Annotated in this window: 19 protein-coding genes; 4 read left to right on the top strand and 15 right to left on the bottom strand. The window is 37.0% G+C overall.

What is annotated here, in order from left to right:
- Window positions 1–25: 25 nt before the first annotated feature.
- The 7 genes from FFU37_RS05420 to galU all read right to left on the bottom strand — a co-directional run bounded on the left by FFU37_RS05420 (window position 26) and on the right by galU (window position 8,111).
- Complete coding sequence (locus FFU37_RS05420; RefSeq protein WP_138488917.1) at window positions 26–1,945, bottom strand: right-handed parallel beta-helix repeat-containing protein; 1,920 nt, start codon at window positions 1,943–1,945, stop codon at window positions 26–28.
- A 63-nt stretch (window positions 1,946–2,008) separates the two neighbouring features.
- Window positions 2,009–2,737, bottom strand: a complete 729-nt coding sequence (locus FFU37_RS05415; protein ID WP_239022726.1) for a WecB/TagA/CpsF family glycosyltransferase — start codon at window positions 2,735–2,737, stop codon at window positions 2,009–2,011.
- Window positions 2,738–2,765: 28 nt separating this feature from the next.
- Window positions 2,766–3,929, bottom strand: coding sequence for a glycosyltransferase family 4 protein (locus FFU37_RS05410; protein ID WP_138488915.1), 1,164 nt, complete (start codon window positions 3,927–3,929; stop codon window positions 2,766–2,768).
- The gene (locus FFU37_RS05405) at window positions 3,926–4,822 is read right to left on the bottom strand and encodes a glycosyltransferase (protein WP_138488914.1); all 897 of its coding nucleotides are present in this window, start codon (window positions 4,820–4,822) and stop codon (window positions 3,926–3,928) included. The genes FFU37_RS05410 and FFU37_RS05405 overlap by 4 nt, the downstream gene beginning before the upstream one ends.
- Complete coding sequence (locus FFU37_RS05400; RefSeq protein ID WP_138488913.1) at window positions 4,812–5,900, bottom strand: O-antigen ligase family protein; 1,089 nt, start codon at window positions 5,898–5,900, stop codon at window positions 4,812–4,814. Before FFU37_RS05400 ends, FFU37_RS05405 begins: the two co-directional genes overlap by 11 nt.
- Window positions 5,893–7,134, bottom strand: coding sequence for a flippase (locus FFU37_RS05395; RefSeq protein WP_138488912.1), 1,242 nt, complete (start codon window positions 7,132–7,134; stop codon window positions 5,893–5,895). Before FFU37_RS05395 ends, FFU37_RS05400 begins: the two co-directional genes overlap by 8 nt.
- 86 nt (window positions 7,135–7,220) lie before the next feature.
- Complete coding sequence (gene galU / locus FFU37_RS05390) at window positions 7,221–8,111, bottom strand: UTP--glucose-1-phosphate uridylyltransferase GalU (RefSeq protein WP_138488911.1); 891 nt, start codon at window positions 8,109–8,111, stop codon at window positions 7,221–7,223.
- Between the two features lie 296 nt (window positions 8,112–8,407).
- On the opposite strand from galU, the gene FFU37_RS05385 reads away from it, so the two are divergent.
- The 4 genes from FFU37_RS05385 to FFU37_RS05370 all read left to right on the top strand — a co-directional run bounded on the left by FFU37_RS05385 (window position 8,408) and on the right by FFU37_RS05370 (window position 13,019).
- Window positions 8,408–9,106 carry a transglutaminase-like cysteine peptidase gene (locus tag FFU37_RS05385; protein ID WP_138488910.1) on the top strand — a complete coding sequence of 233 codons (699 nt, stop codon included), beginning with the start codon at window positions 8,408–8,410 and terminating at the stop codon, window positions 9,104–9,106.
- Window positions 9,090–11,093, top strand: coding sequence for a bifunctional diguanylate cyclase/phosphodiesterase (locus FFU37_RS05380; RefSeq protein ID WP_138488909.1), 2,004 nt, complete (start codon window positions 9,090–9,092; stop codon window positions 11,091–11,093). The genes FFU37_RS05385 and FFU37_RS05380 overlap by 17 nt, the downstream gene beginning before the upstream one ends.
- Before the next feature lie 21 nt (window positions 11,094–11,114).
- Window positions 11,115–11,627 carry a hypothetical protein gene (locus FFU37_RS05375; RefSeq protein ID WP_138488908.1) on the top strand — a complete coding sequence of 171 codons (513 nt, stop codon included), beginning with the start codon at window positions 11,115–11,117 and terminating at the stop codon, window positions 11,625–11,627.
- A 75-nt stretch (window positions 11,628–11,702) separates the two neighbouring features.
- Window positions 11,703–13,019: an O-antigen ligase family protein gene (locus FFU37_RS05370; protein ID WP_138488907.1), complete on the top strand. Its 1,317-nt coding sequence runs from the start codon at window positions 11,703–11,705 to the stop codon at window positions 13,017–13,019.
- 288 nt (window positions 13,020–13,307) lie between these two features.
- Here the strand turns inward: FFU37_RS05370 and FFU37_RS05365 are convergent, their stop codons facing one another.
- The 8 genes from FFU37_RS05365 to fabF form a co-directional block, all read right to left on the bottom strand.
- On the bottom strand, window positions 13,308–15,167 hold the full coding sequence (locus FFU37_RS05365) for an alkaline phosphatase D family protein (RefSeq protein ID WP_138488906.1): 1,860 nt from the start codon (window positions 15,165–15,167) through the stop codon (window positions 13,308–13,310).
- Window positions 15,168–15,171: 4 nt separating this feature from the next.
- Complete coding sequence (locus FFU37_RS05360; protein WP_138488905.1) at window positions 15,172–15,951, bottom strand: TatD family hydrolase; 780 nt, start codon at window positions 15,949–15,951, stop codon at window positions 15,172–15,174.
- A gap of 115 nt (window positions 15,952–16,066) precedes the next feature.
- Window positions 16,067–16,393, bottom strand: coding sequence for a PilZ domain-containing protein (locus FFU37_RS05355; protein ID WP_002962367.1), 327 nt, complete (start codon window positions 16,391–16,393; stop codon window positions 16,067–16,069).
- Between the two features lie 11 nt (window positions 16,394–16,404).
- The gene (locus FFU37_RS05350) at window positions 16,405–17,319 is read right to left on the bottom strand and encodes a DNA polymerase III subunit delta' (RefSeq protein ID WP_138488904.1); all 915 of its coding nucleotides are present in this window, start codon (window positions 17,317–17,319) and stop codon (window positions 16,405–16,407) included.
- Between the two features lies 1 nt (window position 17,320).
- Window positions 17,321–17,947, bottom strand: a complete 627-nt coding sequence (gene tmk / locus FFU37_RS05345) for a dTMP kinase (protein WP_138488903.1) — start codon at window positions 17,945–17,947, stop codon at window positions 17,321–17,323.
- Window positions 17,948–17,953: 6 nt separating this feature from the next.
- Window positions 17,954–18,940, bottom strand: a complete 987-nt coding sequence (gene mltG / locus FFU37_RS05340; RefSeq protein ID WP_138488902.1) for an endolytic transglycosylase MltG — start codon at window positions 18,938–18,940, stop codon at window positions 17,954–17,956.
- Complete coding sequence (gene pabC, locus FFU37_RS05335; protein WP_024600477.1) at window positions 18,934–19,749, bottom strand: aminodeoxychorismate lyase; 816 nt, start codon at window positions 19,747–19,749, stop codon at window positions 18,934–18,936. Before pabC ends, mltG begins: the two co-directional genes overlap by 7 nt.
- Window positions 19,750–19,808: 59 nt before the next feature.
- Entirely contained in the window at window positions 19,809–21,047 is a 1,239-nt protein-coding gene (gene fabF / locus FFU37_RS05330; protein ID WP_002962376.1) for a beta-ketoacyl-ACP synthase II, read from the bottom strand.
- Between the last annotated feature and the right edge of the window lie 195 nt (window positions 21,048–21,242).

Below are 21,242 nucleotides of genomic sequence, written 5' to 3'. Positions count from 1 at the left end.
AATTATGTAATTTTAAATATAGCTATTAAAGACCAAGTGAACTTTGAATACCTATTTTCTCAAATTGAATAGCTTTGAAATTATGTAAATTTTTACTTACCGAATAATCATTAGTAGGCTTTTCACCAACCAATAAATGGTTATTTTTTAGCTGAATATATGGAATTGCCTCTTCTCTAATTGCATTCCAGCCATCATCAAAAAATACGTTGTTTTCTATTAAGTTGCCAACGGGTAACCTTGGCTCAACCTTTAGAACGTTAGACAATGTAGGATAGCTTTTTTTCCAAATATCACTCTTGTAAGGAACTTGATTCAGTTTTTGTAATAGCTGGCTCAATGCTTTCTTAGCCCACCCAATTCCTCGTGTGTCAATATAAATAGATCTAAATGTATTTATAAATAAATTGTTTTTTACAACGTTATCCTTACCACCTCCTATAAAAACTGCATCATAAACATTATCAAAAATATTATTTTCAATTGTCACACCAGAAAATTCATCATCTAAATAAATCCCTTTTGCTCCTTTATTTTTATAACCTTGAATATTATGAAGGTAATTATTAGCAATAACGGTGCCTCTAGAAGTCCAATCTCTACCTGCATAAATAGCTCCTGCATCGTTGGATTCCTTAACAACATTGTATATTTCATTATATTTTATAGTGTGGTTATTACCTTCAAAATAAATAGCCATATGCGGCGCATTAAAAATCTCGTTATTTATTACACAATTACCAACTCCCCTGATAGATATCCCTGGTTGGTAAGTTTTTATAGTTTTAGCGTAGTCATGTATATTGTTGTTAATAATGCATATATCACCGCTAATTAGCTCATCGCGGTTACCACCATGAATACTAATTGCAGACCCACCTACTGAATATATGTGGCTCGACACTACTTTTGTTTTAGGGCTATTTAAAATTGAAATAGCTGTATTACCAATATGCTTCACTACAACATTTTCTAATAGATTTTGCTCACCACCTTCAATGAATACACCATTATTTTTTGCATAAGAAAAAGTAATATTTTTCACTGTGATATTACTTACATTATTTAATGATATAATATTATCAATAACTGCTAACTTAGGTTTTTCATTAGTGATTTCAGTACTCGGATAAAAATATAAATCACCGTTACCTCTGTCTAAATACCACTCATTTTTTGAATCTAGTTCAGTTAGTATATTAAATGCAAAATACTCTTGCTTTCTTTTATACCCGTATACATGGTAAGGCTTTTTTAATGAAATAATTTTACTTTTAGTATCTATACTTTTTACTGCTTGTATTTCTTGCTTCCAATCCCAAAACCAGTAACCATTTAGATAAATGTCATCTTCACCAGTCCAACTATCAATCGTTGCATCGTCATAATAAAACTGACCTTCAACACTACCAGTGTGACTTCGTACGATTTTTGAGCCTGGTTTAACTAGTTTATTTATTTTAAGCAACCCATTATTTGGGTAACGCGCAAGCAGCATTTTTTTATCGTTATGATAAAGCTCAACGCCCCCAAGCTTAGCTGAGCCAAAATTTGATACTCCATACTTAAACAAATTGGTGACGTAAATATTTTTTTTAGAGCTGCTTTGTATTCGCTTTAAAGCTGCTGGGTCTGTCACTTCATTCCAAGTGTTCAACTCTTTTGCACCGCTAATTACCACCTCTTCATTTTTAAATGAAGTAATCATTAATGGGAATTTAGAATCTCTTGAATCCTCGTCAGTCAATTCAACTGTTTTATTTAAAGTATAAATTCCACCTCTAACAACAATTGTTACAGATTTATTTTTTATTTTTCTGGCTCTAGCTAGTGCATTTAAAAGCGATTTATAAGGCGAAGAAAGTGACCCCTCACCATTTAAATTCACCTTGTTAGAAACATAAATATATACGCTTTCATCTGCATGAGAGTCATTTGCTAACAAGAAAAAAAGCGAAATTGTGTAAAATAAAAACTTCCTAATAAAATACAAAATTATCTCACTAATTTACTTAATTAAATACTTAAAATACTGTTTACCAAAATGCCAAATAAAACGTGGATTTGTAGACAGGTAACGTCGCCATAAACGCTTTGGCTCGCTACACAACCTAAACAGCCATTCCATTCCTATTTTTTGAACCCAGCGTGGCGCGTGCTTTTTACTACCCGCTATAAAATCATATGCAGCGCCTACACCTAGCATAACGCAATTTAATTTGTCTTTATGTCCTGCCATCCAACGTTCTTGTTTTGGGCAGCCAATACCAACAAATAAAACATTGACATTAGCATTATTAATATCTTCAACTACCTGTTCATCTTCTTCTAAGGTAAGTGGCCTGAAAGGCGGCGAATATGCATATGAAATACGAATATCTGGATAAGTTTCTATCATTTTTCTTTTTACTGTGCTTAACAGTTCATCTGAACTGCCGCCATAAAAGCCAATGTTCAGCCTTTCCTCACCAGATGCTGCACACAAGGCATTCATAATATCCTGGCCTCTAACTTGCTTTGCTTCTTTAAAGCCAAGAAATTTTTGCGCCCAAGAAAGCGGCTTACCATCGGGTATAACCAAGTCAGCATTATTCACAACTTGTTTAAACTCATTACTGTCTAAGGTTTCAATACACATGTGTACATTTGATACACAAACATAAGCACCTTGTTTTTTTAAAGCTAAGATTTCTACTTGATGTAATACAGAGTCCAAATTAGTGACATCAACATCCATTTTAATCACGCTGCAACGCTCTCTCATATTAACTAACTCCATTTATGGCTTGTTGATAAATATTAAGTAACTGATATTTATTGATGTCAGAGGTATATTTATTTAAAAATTCATTCCTAGCATTACAACCAAAACGCTTAATTTCAGCAGGGTTATTTATTATCCACTGAACTTTATTTTGTAAGTCACTTGAGTTGCCAACTTCAAAATGTAAACCACTTACTTCTGCTGTAACTACCTCTTGCATACTGCCAATGTTTGAAACTAAAGCAGGTGTTCCACAACAAAAGGATTCAATTAGCACCATTGGCAGCCCTTCATACCAAGTAGATGGCATTACAACAAAATCCGCATTTTTAATCAGTTCAAGAACTTCTGGTTTATCTTTTAAGCCCAAATATTCAATATTGTTTTGAGTGTTGTTTTTTAACACCCCTTTAAATGGCCCAGTGCCAATCAGCTTTAAAGGCAAGTTTATATTTGCCCAAGCGTTCAGCAATACGTCAATACCCTTCTCTTCACTTAAGCGCCCTACAAACAGCGCATAACCGCCTGTTTTTGTGATGCTTTTAGCACCATCAAAAGGGTCAATTATAAAATTAGGTTTTACTATTATTTTATGCTTTGGCCAACCAGCTTCTACATACTTAGCTTTAGCAAATTCAGTTAACGCAATAAAAACATCTACCTTACTTTTCCACGTGCCTAGTCGTTTGTGTAATTGCACCATACACGCTAAAGCAAAACTTCCTAGTAATGAGTCTTTATATACTTTTTGTCTAACCGTCCACCATACATTGTGCGTAATGCTTTGTTCATTAATTTTACCCTTATGCATTAACAATGCAGTAGGACACACCGCTCTATAATTATGCAATGTGTGTACCACGGGAATATTCAGTTTTTTGCAGGCATAAAATATAGACGGAGACAATAAAGGAAAGTAATTGTGCACATGCACAACGTCTGGTTTATTCACCGTTAAAAACTGCTTAAATTGGCGATAACTCTTAAGGGAAAATGGCACACGTAACAGAGTTAATACTTTGCTAAAAAAACAACTAATATTGTCATTAGAAACAGTATATTCCAGCACATCATGATCCGCTGATAACAAATCCATTTCTTGCTTTAAAACCGCGTCTTCACCACCGGCAATTTGGTAGAAGTTGTGCACAAATAAAACCTTCACGAGAACACCTTTAATAATTTATATTTAGCTCTCATGAACAATGAATAGGGTTTAACAAATTGTTTTAATACTTTGTTATTTACCAAAACATGCTCAGAAAATGTAAATGTATTTTTGCGGGTATCGTCAAGTTCTGTGGTAAACCGCGTATCCATACCTTGTGTATTAGACGCATTTTTACTAAAACCGATATTTTGCACTTTAGATTTAACTGGATAAACATCAAATTGCCCCTGTTTAAACTGCGCATAACAAAAACGAATTGCCCAAGAATTAATTTTTCCTGTTATTTGGTTATCCAACATTTTGCACATATCACTACCACCACGGTTAAATGCTCTTTTGGCTACATTATTGTTAATAAAATCAGCATAATCAGACACATCCCAATCCACTAACTCCCAACGGTTTTTCCATGTAGCCCAGCCCCAAGATGACGCCCTTACACCAAAGCTATTATCGAATCTATAATCAGGGTCATATTTAATAGGAAATGAAAAGCCAGAGACACTCCACACTTTTTCTTGTGCTTGGTAAAAATCTAACGCTTGATTCATGTAACTTAAAAAATTAGTGGCTGTTATTAAGTCATCTTCCAGCACAATCACACTGCCGTATTCATTAATGACTTGACTAACACCCGTTATAATTGACTTAGCTAGGCCCTTATTAGTGGGGGCTTCAATAACTTTTACTTGAGCAAAACCATCCACCGTTTTAAGGTACTGGCGTACAGCCTCAACAGAGTTAACCGATGATTCATTTTTTGCACCGTCTGAAAATATATAAAGTTTACTTTCTATAGCTAAGTCATTTTTTTGTAAATGCTTTACCGTCAACTTGGTTTCTTCAAGTCGGTTATAAGTAAAGAGGCAAATAGGTTTACAGTTCATGTTCACTCCTTTTCTTTAACATTAAAGATAAATAAACAAAGAAAAACATGACATGTGAATAAATCAATATATTATCTGTAGAGAATGAAATTAATAACAATATTGCCATAGGAAACAATACTTTACGTGAGAAACACTTACTAAATGAATAAAGAAACATTAAAAATAAAAAGAGACCTCCTTCGTAATACAATTTAAGAATATCACTATGTAAGTTTTGGTCTCTTCCTAACGTAGCAATATCAACAAGTTGATAGGAACTCCCAATTCCATAACCAAAAAGCAACAACCAATTATTTGCGATTATTTCATCAATAACATATGAGTATATAACGACTCTTCCCATAGCAAGTTGATTTGATGATACTCCAAAGTATTCATCAATTAACCAGTCAAAATTGCCATTAGAAAAAAGTATTAACAGTATTAATGTTAAAATAGGCCCAACGATCAAGATAATTCTATTCACTAACACACTACAATAGCGGAGTGAAAAAATATATGAAAAACAACTTAAACAAACTCCTAATATGACAATTCGCTTGAAAGTTATGAAAACCATTATTAGACTTATCAAAAACATCCATTTCTTTTTAAGAATAAAATAGTACACCGAAAAAAAGCCAAATATAAAAGCACTTGTATCTTCAAAAAGGCCTTCTGAATCTAAAATGGATACGTTTTTAACTCCTTGTGAAAATATTTTAAGTAATAAATAAAACACTAACATCTTAAATATTAAGTCAGTGTTTTTTTCATTACTTGGTATATCGAACAAAACAAACAAAATCACATAGGAAAAAATGAAGTAAATATCTTTAATTCCGTATGAACTTGGATTTATTATCAAGAATATTAACATTATTAAAACTAGCGTTAAAAATGGTAATACGGGTGTATCTGTTACGTAAAATTTCTTTTTTTTAAGTACTGAAAAAACAATAATAATATAAACTGGCACCACATACTTAACGTAACGAAGACCATCAAGCATAAAATCCAGCATTGACAGCAACATAAAAAAAACGCAACCAAATAAGGCTGCACTTACTATTGATATTTCATTGAATTTAATCATTTCTTGTTCCTTTCACTCTAAAAAAACAAGAGGATTGTATTAAGAACACGCTGTTCTTTCTTAATAAAATCACATTAAAAAAGTAACAAGCCATTACCTGAGATACCAATGTTGCCATTGCAGCACCAACCGCACCATAAAGTGGAATTAGGAAGTAATTCAAAATTAAGTTCATTAATAACCCCGACACGCTGCGCCATAATATGTTATTACTTTGTGATAAGGCTACACACATTTTTGTTGAAATACCGCCCAAATAAACAAACGGAACAGCCCAAATAGTGATCATTAATACATTGGCAGAGCTTGTGTACTCTTGACCATATAAAAGCGATATTAACCATGGCGATATAAACGTAGTTATAACCGCTAATAGTATTGCGCTCCAAACTAACCATCGCCCCACCTTGATAATAGCTTGGTGGTATTCTTGTTCACTTTTATTTTGTTTAATGGCAATAAACCTGGGAAAATAAGCACTAATAATAGTTAACCCTATAAAATACCAAGCCTCACTCAAACGTGAAGCTGCTACATAAATACCAACCTCAGCATTATTAACCATTTTACCTAACATGATTTGGTCAATTTTCATGTATAACAAAACTATTGCACCAGATAAAATAAGAGGAGCAGATTCTTTTAATAAGGTTTTTATTTGTGCAACAGAAATTCGCCCTAATACATTAATATTTTGCTTATTTGCTAACGATACATAAACCAAAAACATGACCGCACTTTCCACAATATATGCAATACCGAACCAAATTAAGTCTGCGCCAAAATATAAACACGCTAACCTGAATATAAAACCAGCAATATGACCAGTAATATGACCTGCAGCAGAAAGCTCTCCACGCCCTTGTGATTGAAAGTACCACTCCAAAACGGTAGCAGGTAAAAAAACATGATAAATAGAGATAACAAAAAGGAGTATGCGTGTTTGCTCGTCTACCAACCAAAGGCCTAAAACGTTTATAGAAAGGACACAAAACAAGGCGGTGACAAATCTAGCCACAAAGGCATTTTTTAAGAGCTTGAATTTGTTATATTTCTGTTCAACAAAATGTTTTACTAATACAGTGTCTAAACCAAGCTGATTCAAAAACATAAAAATAGATGCAATTGCAAAGCAGTACATTAAGCTACCTAAATTCTCAGGCCCCAAAAATTTTGCAAGTAAAACAATCATGGCGAGCTGCGTTGCCATTTTCACTAATTTTTCTGCGACCATAAAAATGGCACTTTTATTATAGTTTTTCAAATTTACTCACAAACAAAAAGGAGATACAGATAAACACTTAATACTACTCATAAGCACTAGCTAGTTAATTTTTTTACCTCATTACTAAACTCTTCACCCATATGGCTTGATTGCATAGCATATTCAACATTTGCCAGCATATAGCCTAGTTTAGAACCACAATCGTGCGATTTACCTGTAAGGTGGTAGGCTTCGAGCGTTTCGAGGTGGCGTAGTTGTAGTAATGCATCGGTAAGTTGTATTTCGCCGCCGGCGCCCGGTGGTGTGTACTCAAGCAAATCCCAAATGGTGGGCGATACAACATAGCGACCTGTTATGGCTAGGTTACTTGGGGCTTCATCGTTACTTGGTTTTTCGACCATGTTTTTAATGGTGGCGTTTTCGCCTGCACTTATGTTTTTACCGGCTAGGTCTACCACGCCGTATTGGTGTACTTGCGCTTGCGGTACGGGCTCTACCATTACTTGGTTATGGCCTGTTTGGTCAAACCGGTCGATCATTTGGCTTAGGTTATCGGTTTTTGGGTTTGACTTGTATTTGTCTATTATTACGTCGGGTAGCATTACGGCAAAGGGGTTATTGCCCACTATGGGTTTAGCAGCCAACACTGCGTGGCCAAGGCCTAATGGGGCCGATTGGCGAACCGAAATAACTGTTACGTCTTTTGGTACTATTGAGCGAACCTCGTCTAGTAGGCTGCGTTTTACGCGTGCCTCTAGTGTGGCTTCTAGCTCAAAGCTGGTGTCAAAATGGTTTTCGATAGAGTTTTTAGACGCGTGCGTAACCAGTACTATTTCTTTTATGCCTGCGGCTACGGCTTCGTTAACTACGTATTGAATTAAAGGTTTGTCGACCAGGGGGAGCATTTCTTTTGGTATTGCTTTAGTGGCTGGTAACATACGTGTACCAAGGCCAGCAACAGGCAGAACTGCTTTTAATACTTTCATACTAATTCCTTTTATTATTATTTTTGTAAATAACATAAAAAGGAAACTTTGTTACAAAATCCTTTTTATGTGCTTCACTTACCCTGTGAGTTTATTATTATACACAATAGATTTATTGACTCAACAAAAAAAGAATACTTTAAGACTATTTTTTTGTTAACTTAATGTTGCACCACTATGGTTCTTATTGCTCTTTTTTGGTGCTTTAATCCTTATTTATGAGCTACCTTTTTAAAGCTAATAATACTATACTTGAGTTGGTATTTTTTTAGGGATGTTTAGTTAAAGGAACCTATGTGCGCTTAAAGCTTTTTATAATCATAATTATATCATTTTATATAAGCGCACAAGATGCGCTATTACACTTACGTAATAGCGATATAATAGCCCGCGCTAAAGCAAATTACGGCGACCAAGGTTATACCCGAATAAAAAACTGGCTTAGCTTTATTGATAACACGGCTGATAAAAGCGAGTGGCAAAAAATTCATTTAGTTAATGATTTTTTTAATAAAAATATAAAATACAAAACCGATGATGAGCTTTGGCACCAAAAAGACTATTGGGCTACCCCACTTGAAAGTTTAGGCGTTGGTATGGGCGATTGCGAAGACTACGTTATAGCTAAATACTTTACCTTAATAGCGCTTGGCATACCCGAGGATAAAATACGGTTAATGTATGTACGCCAAAAAACGGTTAACCAACCGCACATGGTACTTATATACATAGAAAAACCAAATACCATACCGCTTGTTTTAGGCAATTTTAATACTAAACTATTGCCTGCAAATAAACGTACCGACTTAACACCCATATACAGCTTTAATGGCCAAGGTTTATGGCTTGCTAAATCGAAGGGGTTAGGTAATAAAGTTAAAAATAGCCGTGGTGTGTCGGCCTGGAACACAATGCTAGAGCGAATAGAGCAAGGCGAGCTTGCCCCCGCCGACATTAACAATAAAGGAACTACTAGTTATGTCTCAACTTTTTAAAAGTGGCTTAAGTTTAAAAACTCAAGTATACGGCCTGATTATATTGATTTCGGTACTTTCGTTTTTTGTACGTGTAATTACCGACGTTGATACAACCCGCCAATACTTACAATCGCAAATGGGCAGCCACGCACAAGACACCGCTACAAGCTTAGGGCTTTCTATATCGCCTTACCTCGAAGAAGACAGCCTAATGATTGCCCAAACCATGGCTACCGCTATTTTTGACTCTGGTTATTACAAACATATTAAATTTACAAACGCCGACAACAACGTGGTTTTTGAGCTTACAAACCCCAAACGTGTTGAGTCGGTGCCTAACTGGTTTATAGCGGCTGTAAAACTTAACGCACCAACTATGCAATCGGAGCTAAACAATGGCTGGATTATGGCCGGCACGCTTGAAGTAACAAGCCATGTTGGGCAATCGTATTTAACGCTTTGGGAGCATACTAAGCGTAGCTTTTATGGGTCTTTTTTATTATTAATTGCGTCGCTGGGTATTGCTTATTTAATTTTACGCGCGGTATTTAAACCTTTAAAAACGGTAGAAAACCAAGCACACCTTGTAACACGTAAACGCTTTACTTTAAATGATGAAATACCTGTTGCACGCGAGCTACGCACAGTAACTAAAGCCATTAACAATATGGTAATGAATCTACAAAGCACGTTTGACTCGCTCACTAAACAAACACAAGCCCTTACTGAAGAAGTATATATTGACTCACTTACTGGTTTGGGTAACAGGCGTTCGTTTGAGAATCACTTTAACTCAGTGATTGACACAATAACCACAGACACCCCAATTACCGCAATGATGATTACTCTGCCCTCGCTTGCTAACATTAACCAAACGGTTAGCTATCAAGATGGTGACGAGCATGTGCAAGATGTAAGTATTACTTTGCAACATATAATAGGCGATTTAACAAACTCTAAAATATTTAGGCTTAATGGCAGTACCTTTATTGCTTTAGCCCCATTTGATACGCAATTTTTAAACAGAACCCGCCTCGATATTAACGATGCATTTAGTAAACAAAAAAACAGCTTACACGTTAACGGGTTTGCTAACTTGGCATTAGTTAGTGTTGAAAAGGGTTCGTCTATCGGGAGCGTGCTTTCGTCCCTAGATACAGGCTGTACCATTGGCGATGCAATTGTTAATAAAGCAGATAAAGACACTTTATTTAGTGTTAAAGAGTGGCGTTTACTTATTCAATCTATTATTGATTCGGGTGAAGTTAGTTTTTCGGTGCAGCCAGTTAAGCGCGCTAATTCGCAAAATAAGCAATGCTACTTTGAAGTGTTTGCTCACTTTATTCATGAAGGTGAAAAAGTAAATAACGGCCATTTGTTTGCTATGGCCGAAAAGCTTAATTTAACTGAAGAGCTAGACAAAAAAATAATTCGTAACTTTGTAAATATTAAAGAACAATACCCAAATGACACATTTGCGTTAAATGTAAGTAAGGCTTCGCTATATTCAACCGACTTTATTGAGTGGCTTACGCTTTATGCGCATACTAAGCCAGTTATTAAAACTAACTTGCTTTTTGAGCTGCATGAAATTAGCTTACTTTATAATGTACATGTTGCATCTCTGCATATTGATGCAATAAAAGATATTGGCATTAATGTATGTGTAGAGCATTTTGGTACTAGCTTAACTTCATTTAGGTATTTACAAGGCTTAGACATTGAATACGTAAAAATTGATGGAAGTTATATTCAAGATTTACTAGATAACACCCAAAGCCAATTTTTTATTCAAACTGTTAATAATATTTGCCATGGTTTTGGCATTAAAGTTCTAGCTTGTTTAATAGAAAAACCTGAGACTTTAAAAGTACTTGAAAGTTTAGGTTGCGATGGGGTGCAGGGTAATTTAATAATGCCTCCCACCAAAATACTTAAAACTAATGATAACGGCGTAAATAAAGAGTTTACTTTTTGCACCGATGCGCTAAAATTTTGTAATTAATACTCAACCAAGGGACGAGAAATGAAAAAACTTATTTTGGCTGGCTTAGTTTTAGGCGCTGCAGTTATAGCTTTACCTGTAAACGCACAAACAGACGGAACAAATAGCCTAGTAAATGTTTTAAATAACGCATCAGCAGATGCTACGCCAGAGCAATTAGAGGCTGATTTACTAGCCGCTATTGCAAGTGTTTGTAGCGATTGTTCTGCAGAAGAAGTTGATGCAATGATAAACGATGTTATAGCTGCTGTAGGTGCTGATAGCCCATTAATAGCCGATGTATTATCTGCAATGAGTGCTGCTGGTATTGATAGTGACACTTTAACATTAGCCGCAGTTAGTGCTGGTGTTGATGCAACAGTTGCTTCTGAAGCTACTGCTGCGGGCCCTAATATACCAGGACAAAATGCTGCTCCTAACGCTAATGCAAACCCAAACGCACGATCTCGTGTACCTGCATTCGTAAGCTTACCTGCTCCTCCAGGTGCTGGCGGTACAGGTGGCGATGATGGTATATCTGAAGTGGTAAATTAATTGCTTATGCAATATTATAAAAACGCAGCCAATTGGCTGCGTTTTTATTTTTAAATACTTTTAATAGGGATATTAGTGAACCGTTTACTCTTTTTTTTACTATGCAGCATTTTATTTTTACTGCCACTTCCTTTAGGTAGTTATCGGCCTTGGGCTATTTTGGCTATGGGGCTATTAATATGTGTTACTTTTTTAACGCATTTAATTAATAGTGCAGTGAATGAAAAACAACCGCTATACCCTCCTTTGTATTCTTGGCCCGTTTTTGCAACTCTAGGTATTGTTGTAACAATATGCGCCGTACAAATGTTTACCGTAAGTGTTGACCCATATCAAACAAAACAAATGCTTATAAAAACTAGCTTTATGATTATGTTTTGTTGGCTTATATTTATTTATAGTAATAGTGCACAGCGTATTAAAAAATTAGTATATACGGTTATTTTTGCGGGAGTATTTCAGGCTTTATACGCAAGTTATTTAAACTTATCGCCCGATGTAATAAGCCCTATTTTTAGTTATAAACACACCGACCGCGCTATTGGTACTTTTACCTACTCTAACTTTTTGGCTAACTTTTTAGCTTTATGCTTATGTTTGGGTATTGGTGTTTTAGTTAGCGAATTAAAACGCTCTAATAGCGATTACAAACAAACATTAAAACAAACGTTTAGGGCTTGGGCCGAAATACTTCTAAGCTCGAAAATAATTTTACGTATTTCGTTAATTATTATTATTGTTGCGTTAATTTTAACCCGTAGCCGTATGGGTAACTCTGCATTTTTTATTGCATTAATGGTTGTTAGCTTACTCGCGTTTTTTATTTACAGGCAAAAACCTAAAGCGTTTAAACTACTTATAGTTAGTTTTTTTATAATCGATTTAATTATTATTGGCGCTATATTCGATGTAGAAAAAGTTAAACAGCGTATTAGCGAAACCAGTATTTCATCAGAAACCCGTGACGAAGTTGTACGTGATTCAATACCCCTCATTTTAGATAAGCCTTTGTTGGGCTCTGGTGGTGGTACATTTTATACTGCGTTTCCGACGTATCAGTCTGAGCCTTATTCAGGTTACTACGATAATGCCCATAACGATTACGTACAGTTTGCAGTAGAGCTGGGTATACCCACTACAGCCGCACTGGGCTCACTTATACTTTATTGTTTATGGTTATGTATAGCGACTATGCGAAAGCGTAAAACAGCGTTGTTTCAGGGCGTTGCTTTTGGCTGTGCCATTGCAATTATAGATATGTTGCTGCATTCGTTGGTAGATTACTCTTTACAAGCGGGTGCAAACTCGATGTTGTTTATGACTATTTTATGTTTAGCAATATTGAGTAGTAAGTTACCTGCGTCTAAACGAAGCCGAAAAGAGCATGGTTAAATACAAAGCCAAGTAATTACCTAATATAGAGTGGTTAGAAGCTGCGCTTCTCACGCGAGCAAGTTCAGCGTCTACCGCCAAGGTTAAATTTACGGTTAACTTGTTAGCGTGACAAGCAAAGCCTTTAATAAGTAATTTATGCACAAAGAGGTTAAGAGGCGCTACGCTTTTAGAGGAAGTAATAAAGCAGAAACTATACCCTGATTGGTATTGTGTTTTCTCATTTACTCCTCTTTCGTTTCTCTTTGTGCAAATAGATCTTTAATTTATTCAACAACTGATTAAAAATTACTGTTCTTCTAAATCAAACTCAGTTAAATGGCCATCGCCGTGTATTAACTGGTAGCGGGCTAAATTCCCCTGCTCTAATGTTATTAAACTAATAGCTGAGTCGCTTACTAAATATTTTTGCCCTTCACCTATGGTTTGGTGTTTATCTACTTCCATGTGCCAGCGTTTGGTAAAAAAGTTCAATGGGCTTTTTGGGCCGTATAAAATTGAGTCGAGCTTATCGAGTATGTTTATTAATTTACGCGGGAACTCGTTTTTAATACCGCTGGCGGTAAGTTGCCAAATTCGATTGGGATGATCGCCAAAACGCTTTTGCACCGAAAAGCAAAATGAGTAATGTACATCACCCGATAAAATAAGCGTTTCGTTTGGGGTGTCGGTGCGTCTAAAAGTATCGAGTAGCTTTTTGGCTGATCCTTCGTGCGCCATCCAGTTTTCTACGTCAACCATAAGCGGTTGCCCGCAAATATTAAACATGGCTTGAATGGCTTCTATTGATTTAACACCAAATACGGGGGCTGGCGATACAATAATAACCTGATCGTGGCTTAATAGGCTTTCTTCAAGCTCTGTTAGGCGCTCCCAATCAAGCAGGCCTGAAGGCTCATTAAAGTTTTGCTCATTTCGCCAGCGGTGCGTACGCGTATCTAGCACCACTACTTTTGGGGTTGTTGTTAACTCATAATGCCAAAAACTAAAATCGTTTAATGGTTTATCAAATACTTTAAACTGCCATAAATTATTAGCAGTACGGCTTTGCTTAAAAGGTGTTAGTAACTCGCCTGTTTTATTTAGTGCATCGTTCCCCATTCCCTGAAAAAGCCAATAACTAATTAAGCCGTTATTGATGATTCGTTTACTACTTGGGTTTTCATTTATAGCTTGCTCCCACCCAGCGGTGAGATTCCAATCATCGGTTACATCGTGATCGTCAAACATCATTAGCGTAGATACATTGGCAAACAATCGCTCTACTTCACTTAAGCCTTTTGCATAATCAATCAGTGCTGTTTTTTCAGCGTTAAAAATAGTTTTGTTTTGCTCGCTTTGACCTAAATACGTTGTGTTTTGTATATCAACGCATTGCCAAGCAGCAGCACTAAAATTTAATAAATACAGTGCAATGTATTCTTCAAAATGAATAAGGTGATTGTAGGCTTTTACGCTTGAAAAATGAGGTTCGTCTTTTTTTAGCCAGTAACCAACACCTAACTTTGAGCGTTTTTGCCAAGGCGTTTTTGGTAAAAACAAATGGCGATTATAAAGTTGCTCATTTATATCATCCGGTAGCTCAATGGCAAGTGGTTGCTCTTTATAGATACCTAACGCTTTAATTAACTGATGAATAGCTAATAACATGGGGCCTGCTACGTCATCGGCGTAAACCTGGTCACCGCTCAGTAATAACAATTGTGCGCCTTGAGTATTATTACCACGCTGAGTATTTTGCCAGTGACTTGCAGACACTAAGCTATCTTTTGCTGGATGATGTGCATTACGGCACGAGCCATGCAAAATATCACTGAGTTTATCGGGGATTACAAATGCAGGCGTTGTTTGATTGTTATAGCACCAAGGTGATAAATCGATTGCTGTGTCGTCAATTACAAGCTCATAGCTTAATAAGCTATCTAGAGGGAGTTTGTTGTCTATTGGCTTTATAATAACGAAATGCAGGTATAAATGTTCCCCTAGAGAAACAGTGTATTGATCACTATAACACTCAACATTTAATAAGTTTATTTGACAGTTTGCAGGCTTGGAGGTAGCAAACTGAATACAGACTCCAGTTTGCTCTGCACGGCGCACCATTGGCCCCATTAGTAAAATAGGAAGGTTTGCCGTGTGAGTAATCATGTATTTAGCCTTTAGCTGCTAATTTAAATAAAGAATAAAAGTTCTCGGTAGTCGCTTTAGCAAGTTCATTAAAGCTAATGCCTTTAAGTTCGCTAATGTAGTAAGCAACTTCTTCTACGTACGCTGGCTGGTTTGTTTGCCCACGGTACGGTACCGGCGCTAAATAAGGCGAGTCGGTTTCTATTAGTAATCTATCTAGCGGTATTTGCTTTACTACTTCTTTTAGCTCAATAGCATTTTTAAAGGTAACAATGCCCGAAATAGAAATATAAAAGCCCATGTCTATGGCTTTTTTAGCCATATCCCAATCTTCGGTAAAGCAATGTAATACACCACCGCAGTTTTCGGCCTTGTGCTCACGCATTAAATTAATGGTATCGCTGCGGGCATCACGAGTATGAATAATTAACGGTTTTTGTAATTCGTTAGCCACTTCAATATGCCCAACAAAGCTTGCTTGCTGCACTGCATGAGTATCTTTTGAATAGTAGTAATCAAGACCCGTTTCGCCAATAGCAACGACTTTGTCGTGTGAAGCTAAGTCAATTAGTTGCTGTTTATTAAGGGCGTCTTTTTGATCAAGTGGATGTACACCGCATGAGGCTGAAACATCGTCGTAATGCTTAATTTTATCAAGCATGCTTGGAAACTGATCAAGCGTTACGCTTACACATAAAAAGTGCTCTATTTGCTTTGCACGCGCTTTATCAAGAACTTGGTCAAGGTTTAAGTCTAGTTTATCAAAATCAAGACGGTCTAAATGGCAATGAGAATCTACAATCACTATAAGGCCTGTATTATGTTCAGGGTTTAAATTTGTTCGTTTAATTTATTATGTTAGCAATTAAACGAACCCAATATAGGGCGGCGTTAATCTCAATGAAAAACCGACCCTATAACTACATGGTATATGTTTGATCGCCTGAGTTTAACATAGTCCCAAGGAGCTTTTCGATTTTAGCGTTTAGGTTTGTTTTATCATCTAAAAAACTAATACCAATACCTGGAGGATTAGAGCTTTGTGCACCTTGTGGCGTGATCCACGACACTTTACCTGTCACTACGTCATCTTCTAAGGCATCGGGCAAAGTAACTCTAAGCGCTAATGAATGCCCTGCTTCGTAACGCATATTAGTGCGTACAAATAAGCCACCTTTTTTTAAGTAAGGCATATAACAACGGTATAACTCGTCTAAATCGTCTATGTCTACTAGTAGTTCTTGCATGATTAATCCTTTTAAGAATTTCGCAATGTGTATGCTAACCGTGATACAGCAAGCGGTAAATTAAGGCCAAGTATTTGTGTGTTATTTTGTAAAAACTCGCCTAATGCATTTTGCGCACTTTGATAAGCGTCAAAACTCATGCCTTGCAGTAATTGCTGCTTTAGTTGCACGCTTAAAAACAAAGTAAATATACGAACAAGTTCAGGCTGTTTATTTATTATATCGACTAACGCTTTGAAATTATGGCTTTGTTTAAACTCAGTTGCAAACTTATACAGTGTATCAATATTTTTTAGCTGGTCTTGCTGTTGCCAATGCTTTACTTGCAGCGGTTGGTTATAAAAAAGTGCTAACCAACTATAGTTAGGAATGTCTAATGTCTCTAGCCATTGCTGAGCAAGTGCTGTATTAGTTATTTTTACATCACTTTTAGCGCATCGACTTAAAATAGTTGCAGGGAGCTGCTCTGGTTGGCTTGTGGTTAATATTAAAAAGCGGCTATTAGTTGGCTCTTCAAGCGTTTTTAATAATGCGTTAGCTGCTGCTGTGGTCATTTTTTCGCAATTTTCGATTATCGCGACTTTATTGCCATTTTGCGCTGCTGAGTGATTCATAAAATCACTAATGCCACGAATATCATCTACACCAATACTTTGCCCATCAACTTGCGTTAAACGTTTGTCAGGGTGAGTGCCAGCAAGGTTAAGTAAACAGCTTTTACACTGTCCGCAAGGTTTTAGCATACTGTTTTGCGCAGCTACCTGCGTAGCTATATTTTGGCATAACAAAGCATTCCCAAGCTCATCACTTAACTCAAACTTACCTACGCCAACAGGCCCACAAAATAATTGCGCATGATGAAAACGCTGTGCGCGATAACTTTTCGCTAAACGTGCTTGAGTATTATGTAGCCAAGGCAATGGCATATTATTTTAGGCCTTCAAAAAATGAATGCAGTACATTGGTAATATCGCGATGTACTTTATCAATACTTTGGTTTGCATCAACTGTTTTAATTGTGTTGTCGTCATTAGCAAGTTCAACATAACGCATACGTGTACGCTGAAAAAACTCAATGGCTTCTTGTTCAATACGGTCAAGCTCGCCACGTCCTTTTGCACGTTCAAGGCCTATCACTGGGTCAATATCAAGGTAAATAGTTAAATCTGGCTTTAAGCCTTTTAACACCATTGACGAAAGTGAAGCTAATGTATTTGAGCTAATACCACGCCCACCACCTTGATACGCCTGAGACGATAAATCATGACGATCGGCAAGTACCCATTGGCCTTTATCAAGCGCAGGGGTAATAACATTGTGCATTAGCTGCGAGCGAGCTGCGTACATAATAAGCAACTCGGTTTCAAAGGCAATCTCTTCTGCGTGCTCTGCTTTTACAAGCGTACGAAGCGATTCAGCCAGTGGTGTTCCGCCAGGTTCGCGGACGTTAATGAAGTCTATTTTTTGTTTGTTTAAAAAGTCTTGGCATAACGAAATAGCGGTTGATTTACCCGCGCCTTCTAGCCCTTCTATTACTATAAATTTTGGTTTCATAAACTATTAATTCTTTTTATTTAATATATACGTTTTAACTGCTGCGTTATGCTGTTTTAACGTGGTTGAAAATTGGTGGCTACCATCGCCTTTTGATACAAAGTAAACATATTCACTTTGCGGCGGATTAACTGCAGCTAAAATAGCGGCTTTTGATGGCATTGCAATCGGTGTTGGCGGTAAACCATTAATACGATACGTATTGTAAGGCGTATAATCACGCAAATCTTTACGTTTAATATCACCATCAAAGTCAGCGCCTAGCCCGTATATTACGGTTGGATCGGTTTGCAGACGCATATTGGTGTTTAATCGATTAACAAACGCTGATGCAATTAACGGACGCTCACTGGCAAGGCCTGTCTCTTTTTCAATAATTGAAGCCATTATTAGTGCTTCGTATGCTGTTTTATAGGGTAGATTAGCAGCGCGCTGCTGCCAAGCATCATCTAATGTTTGCTGCATTTTTTGTGCTGCACGTTTTAATACACTGCTTGCAGTATCGTTATTATGATAATGGTAAGTGTCGGGGAATAACCAGCCTTCTAAGTGCGTGTCATTTCCCAGTATTTGAGTACTTAGTTCGTCAGTTTTTAAATCGTTTTGTAAATTATCAGCTTTTTTAATAGCACTTAGTACTTCACGTAAGTTTTGCCCTTCAATTATGGTAAAACTAAAACTAATTTGCTGACCTTGGTTAATTTTTTTTACGTTGTTAATAACGCTATCGGCTGTTAGCTCGTAAAGTCCCGCTTTTAAGTCGGTAAGTGTGGGATCTAACTTGGCAATTACCTGATAACGCCAACAACTTTCTACCCAGTTATTAGCTTGCCATTGTTGGCATAACTTATTAAAGCCAGTGCCATGCTTAACTTCAAATTGTGTGCTTTGTGCTACCTTTAACGGGCTATTTATTGTTGCTTGTAATTGCTGGTAACCAACAGCAGTGGTTATAACAGCTAAAAAAAGTACCGATAAAATAACTTTTAACACTCAGCCTCCTTGGCTAATAATTTAGTTAGTAATGCGTGGCTTTCGTCTGTATTAAATACCTGTTGCTCAATACGTTTTACAGGTACTGCTCCCATTAAGCTATTACACACAAATACGGCGTCTGCTTGGGTTAAGTCTTCTACTTTCACGCGTTTAAATTCAACAGGCAATTTATCACATAACGATTGTAGATAAACGCCCTTTATTCCGCACTCATCAAGCAATGGTGTAAACACACGCTTATTTTTAATCGCAAAAATATTAGCTGCAGAAGCTTCAATTACATTGTTATTGTAATCAAGCACTAACACATCGTCGCAGTTTTGCGTTTGCATTGCTTTTTTAACTAGTACTTGCTCAAGCCGGTTTAGTGTTTTAAGACCCGCTAAATAAGGCTGTGCTGCTAATTTAATTGGGCTTATTTCGAGATTTACACCCTTTTTAACAAGCGCTTCGTAATTACTAGGGTAATCTAATATGCTCAATAAAATAGTAATATTACACTCACTTGGCAGCCCATAGCCACGTCCGCCTTCGCCTCGCGTTACAAGTATTTTAAGCACCTTGAGCGATGCTGCTTTTATATGCAAAGCAATTTGATTTTCAAGGCTATTAAAATCTAGCTCAGGAAAACCCAAACGCTGTGCGCATTCAATCAAACGCGCTTTATGATGAGCCCAATACTGTACTTGCCCATTAACAACTTTAGCCGTTGTAAAAAAGCCGTCACCGTAATTTAAGCCTCTGTCACGCGTGCTTAAAGTGCTGTTTTGATCTACTGCTATTATTGTTTGCATTTTATTTGGCATATAAAAAAAGCCCAGTTAAACAACTGAGCTCTTATAATTTGATTCGTTGTTAAAAAAGATTATACCTTTTTAAATAGCAACGAGCCATTAGTACCACCAAAACCGAACGAGTTACACAGTGCAAAGTCTAACTTTGCATCACGTGCAGTGTGAGCAATATAATCTAAGTCACACCCTTCGTCTGGGTTATCAAGGTTGATAGTTGGCGACACTTTTTGATCTGTCAGTGATAAAATCGAAATAATCGATTCAACCGAGCCTGCAGCACCTAACAAGTGACCCATCATCGATTTAGACGAGCCTACCATTACATCTTTAGCTGCATTACCAAAAATAGATTTAACAGCGGCAGTTTCTGCTTTATCGCCTGCATTTGTAGATGTACCGTGTGCGTTAATGTAACCAATTTGCTCAGCGTTTACTTGCGCATCGTTTAGTGCGTTTTGCATTGCAAGTGCAGCACCCGCTCCATCTTCTGGTGGTGACGTCATGTGGTACGCATCGCCGCTCATACCAAAGCCTACTAGCTCAGCATAAATTTTAGCGCCACGTGCTTTTGCATGTTCGTACTCTTCAACTACAACAACACCTGCACCGTCAGAAAGCACAAAGCCATCGCGGTCTTTATCCCAAGGGCGAGAAGCAGCTTGTGGATCGTCATTGCGGGTTGAAAGTGCACGTGCAGCATTAAAGCCACCCATACCTATTGGGGTACAGGCTTTTTCTGCACCGCCAGCAACCATTGCATCTGCATCACCGTAGGCAATCATGCGCGCGGCATGGCCAATATTATGCAAACCAGTAGTACAGGCTGTTACAATTGAAATATTTGGACCACGAAGTCCATGCATCATTGATAAGTGACCTGAGATCATATTAATAATGGTAGACGGCACATAAAATGGCGATAACTTGCGCGGACCACTATTTAATAGCTTAATGTGGTTTTCTTCGATAAGCGTTAAGCCACCAATACCAGAGCCCACAGCTACACCTATACGTGTTGCGTTTTGCTCAGTAATTTCAAGGCCTGAATCTTTAAAGGCTTGAACACCCGCTGCAATGCCGTACTGAATAAACAAGTCCATTTTTTTAGTATCTTTCGCTGACATATATGCTGTTGCATCAAAGTCATTTATTAAGCCAGCGAATTTAGTACCAAATTTTGATGTATCAAAGTGGGTTATTGTTTGAATGCCACTTTTGCCATCTAATAAGCCTTGCCAGGTTGATTGAACATCATTACCTAGCGGCGTCAACATTCCTAAGCCAGTTACGACGACTCGACGTTTAGCCACGGTTTGCCTCCAATAAGGGATATTTTACAAGGGGATGATCATACCCAAGCTACCTCAAAGTGCTAGTCCCAAAATAGATTAAAAACGCATAACACAATCAAAATTAATTTTTAGCTAAAATTGAGCATTGAGGCTTAAGTTTTGAATCACGAACTTTGAGGTGGTTTGGATATAAAAAATTAAAGGCAGCGGATG

Origin of the sequence: Pseudoalteromonas distincta (genome assembly GCF_005877035.1) — a bacterium.
Lineage (GTDB): Bacteria > Pseudomonadota > Gammaproteobacteria > Enterobacterales > Alteromonadaceae > Pseudoalteromonas > Pseudoalteromonas distincta.
This window is presented reverse-complemented; position numbering and strand designations above follow the sequence as displayed.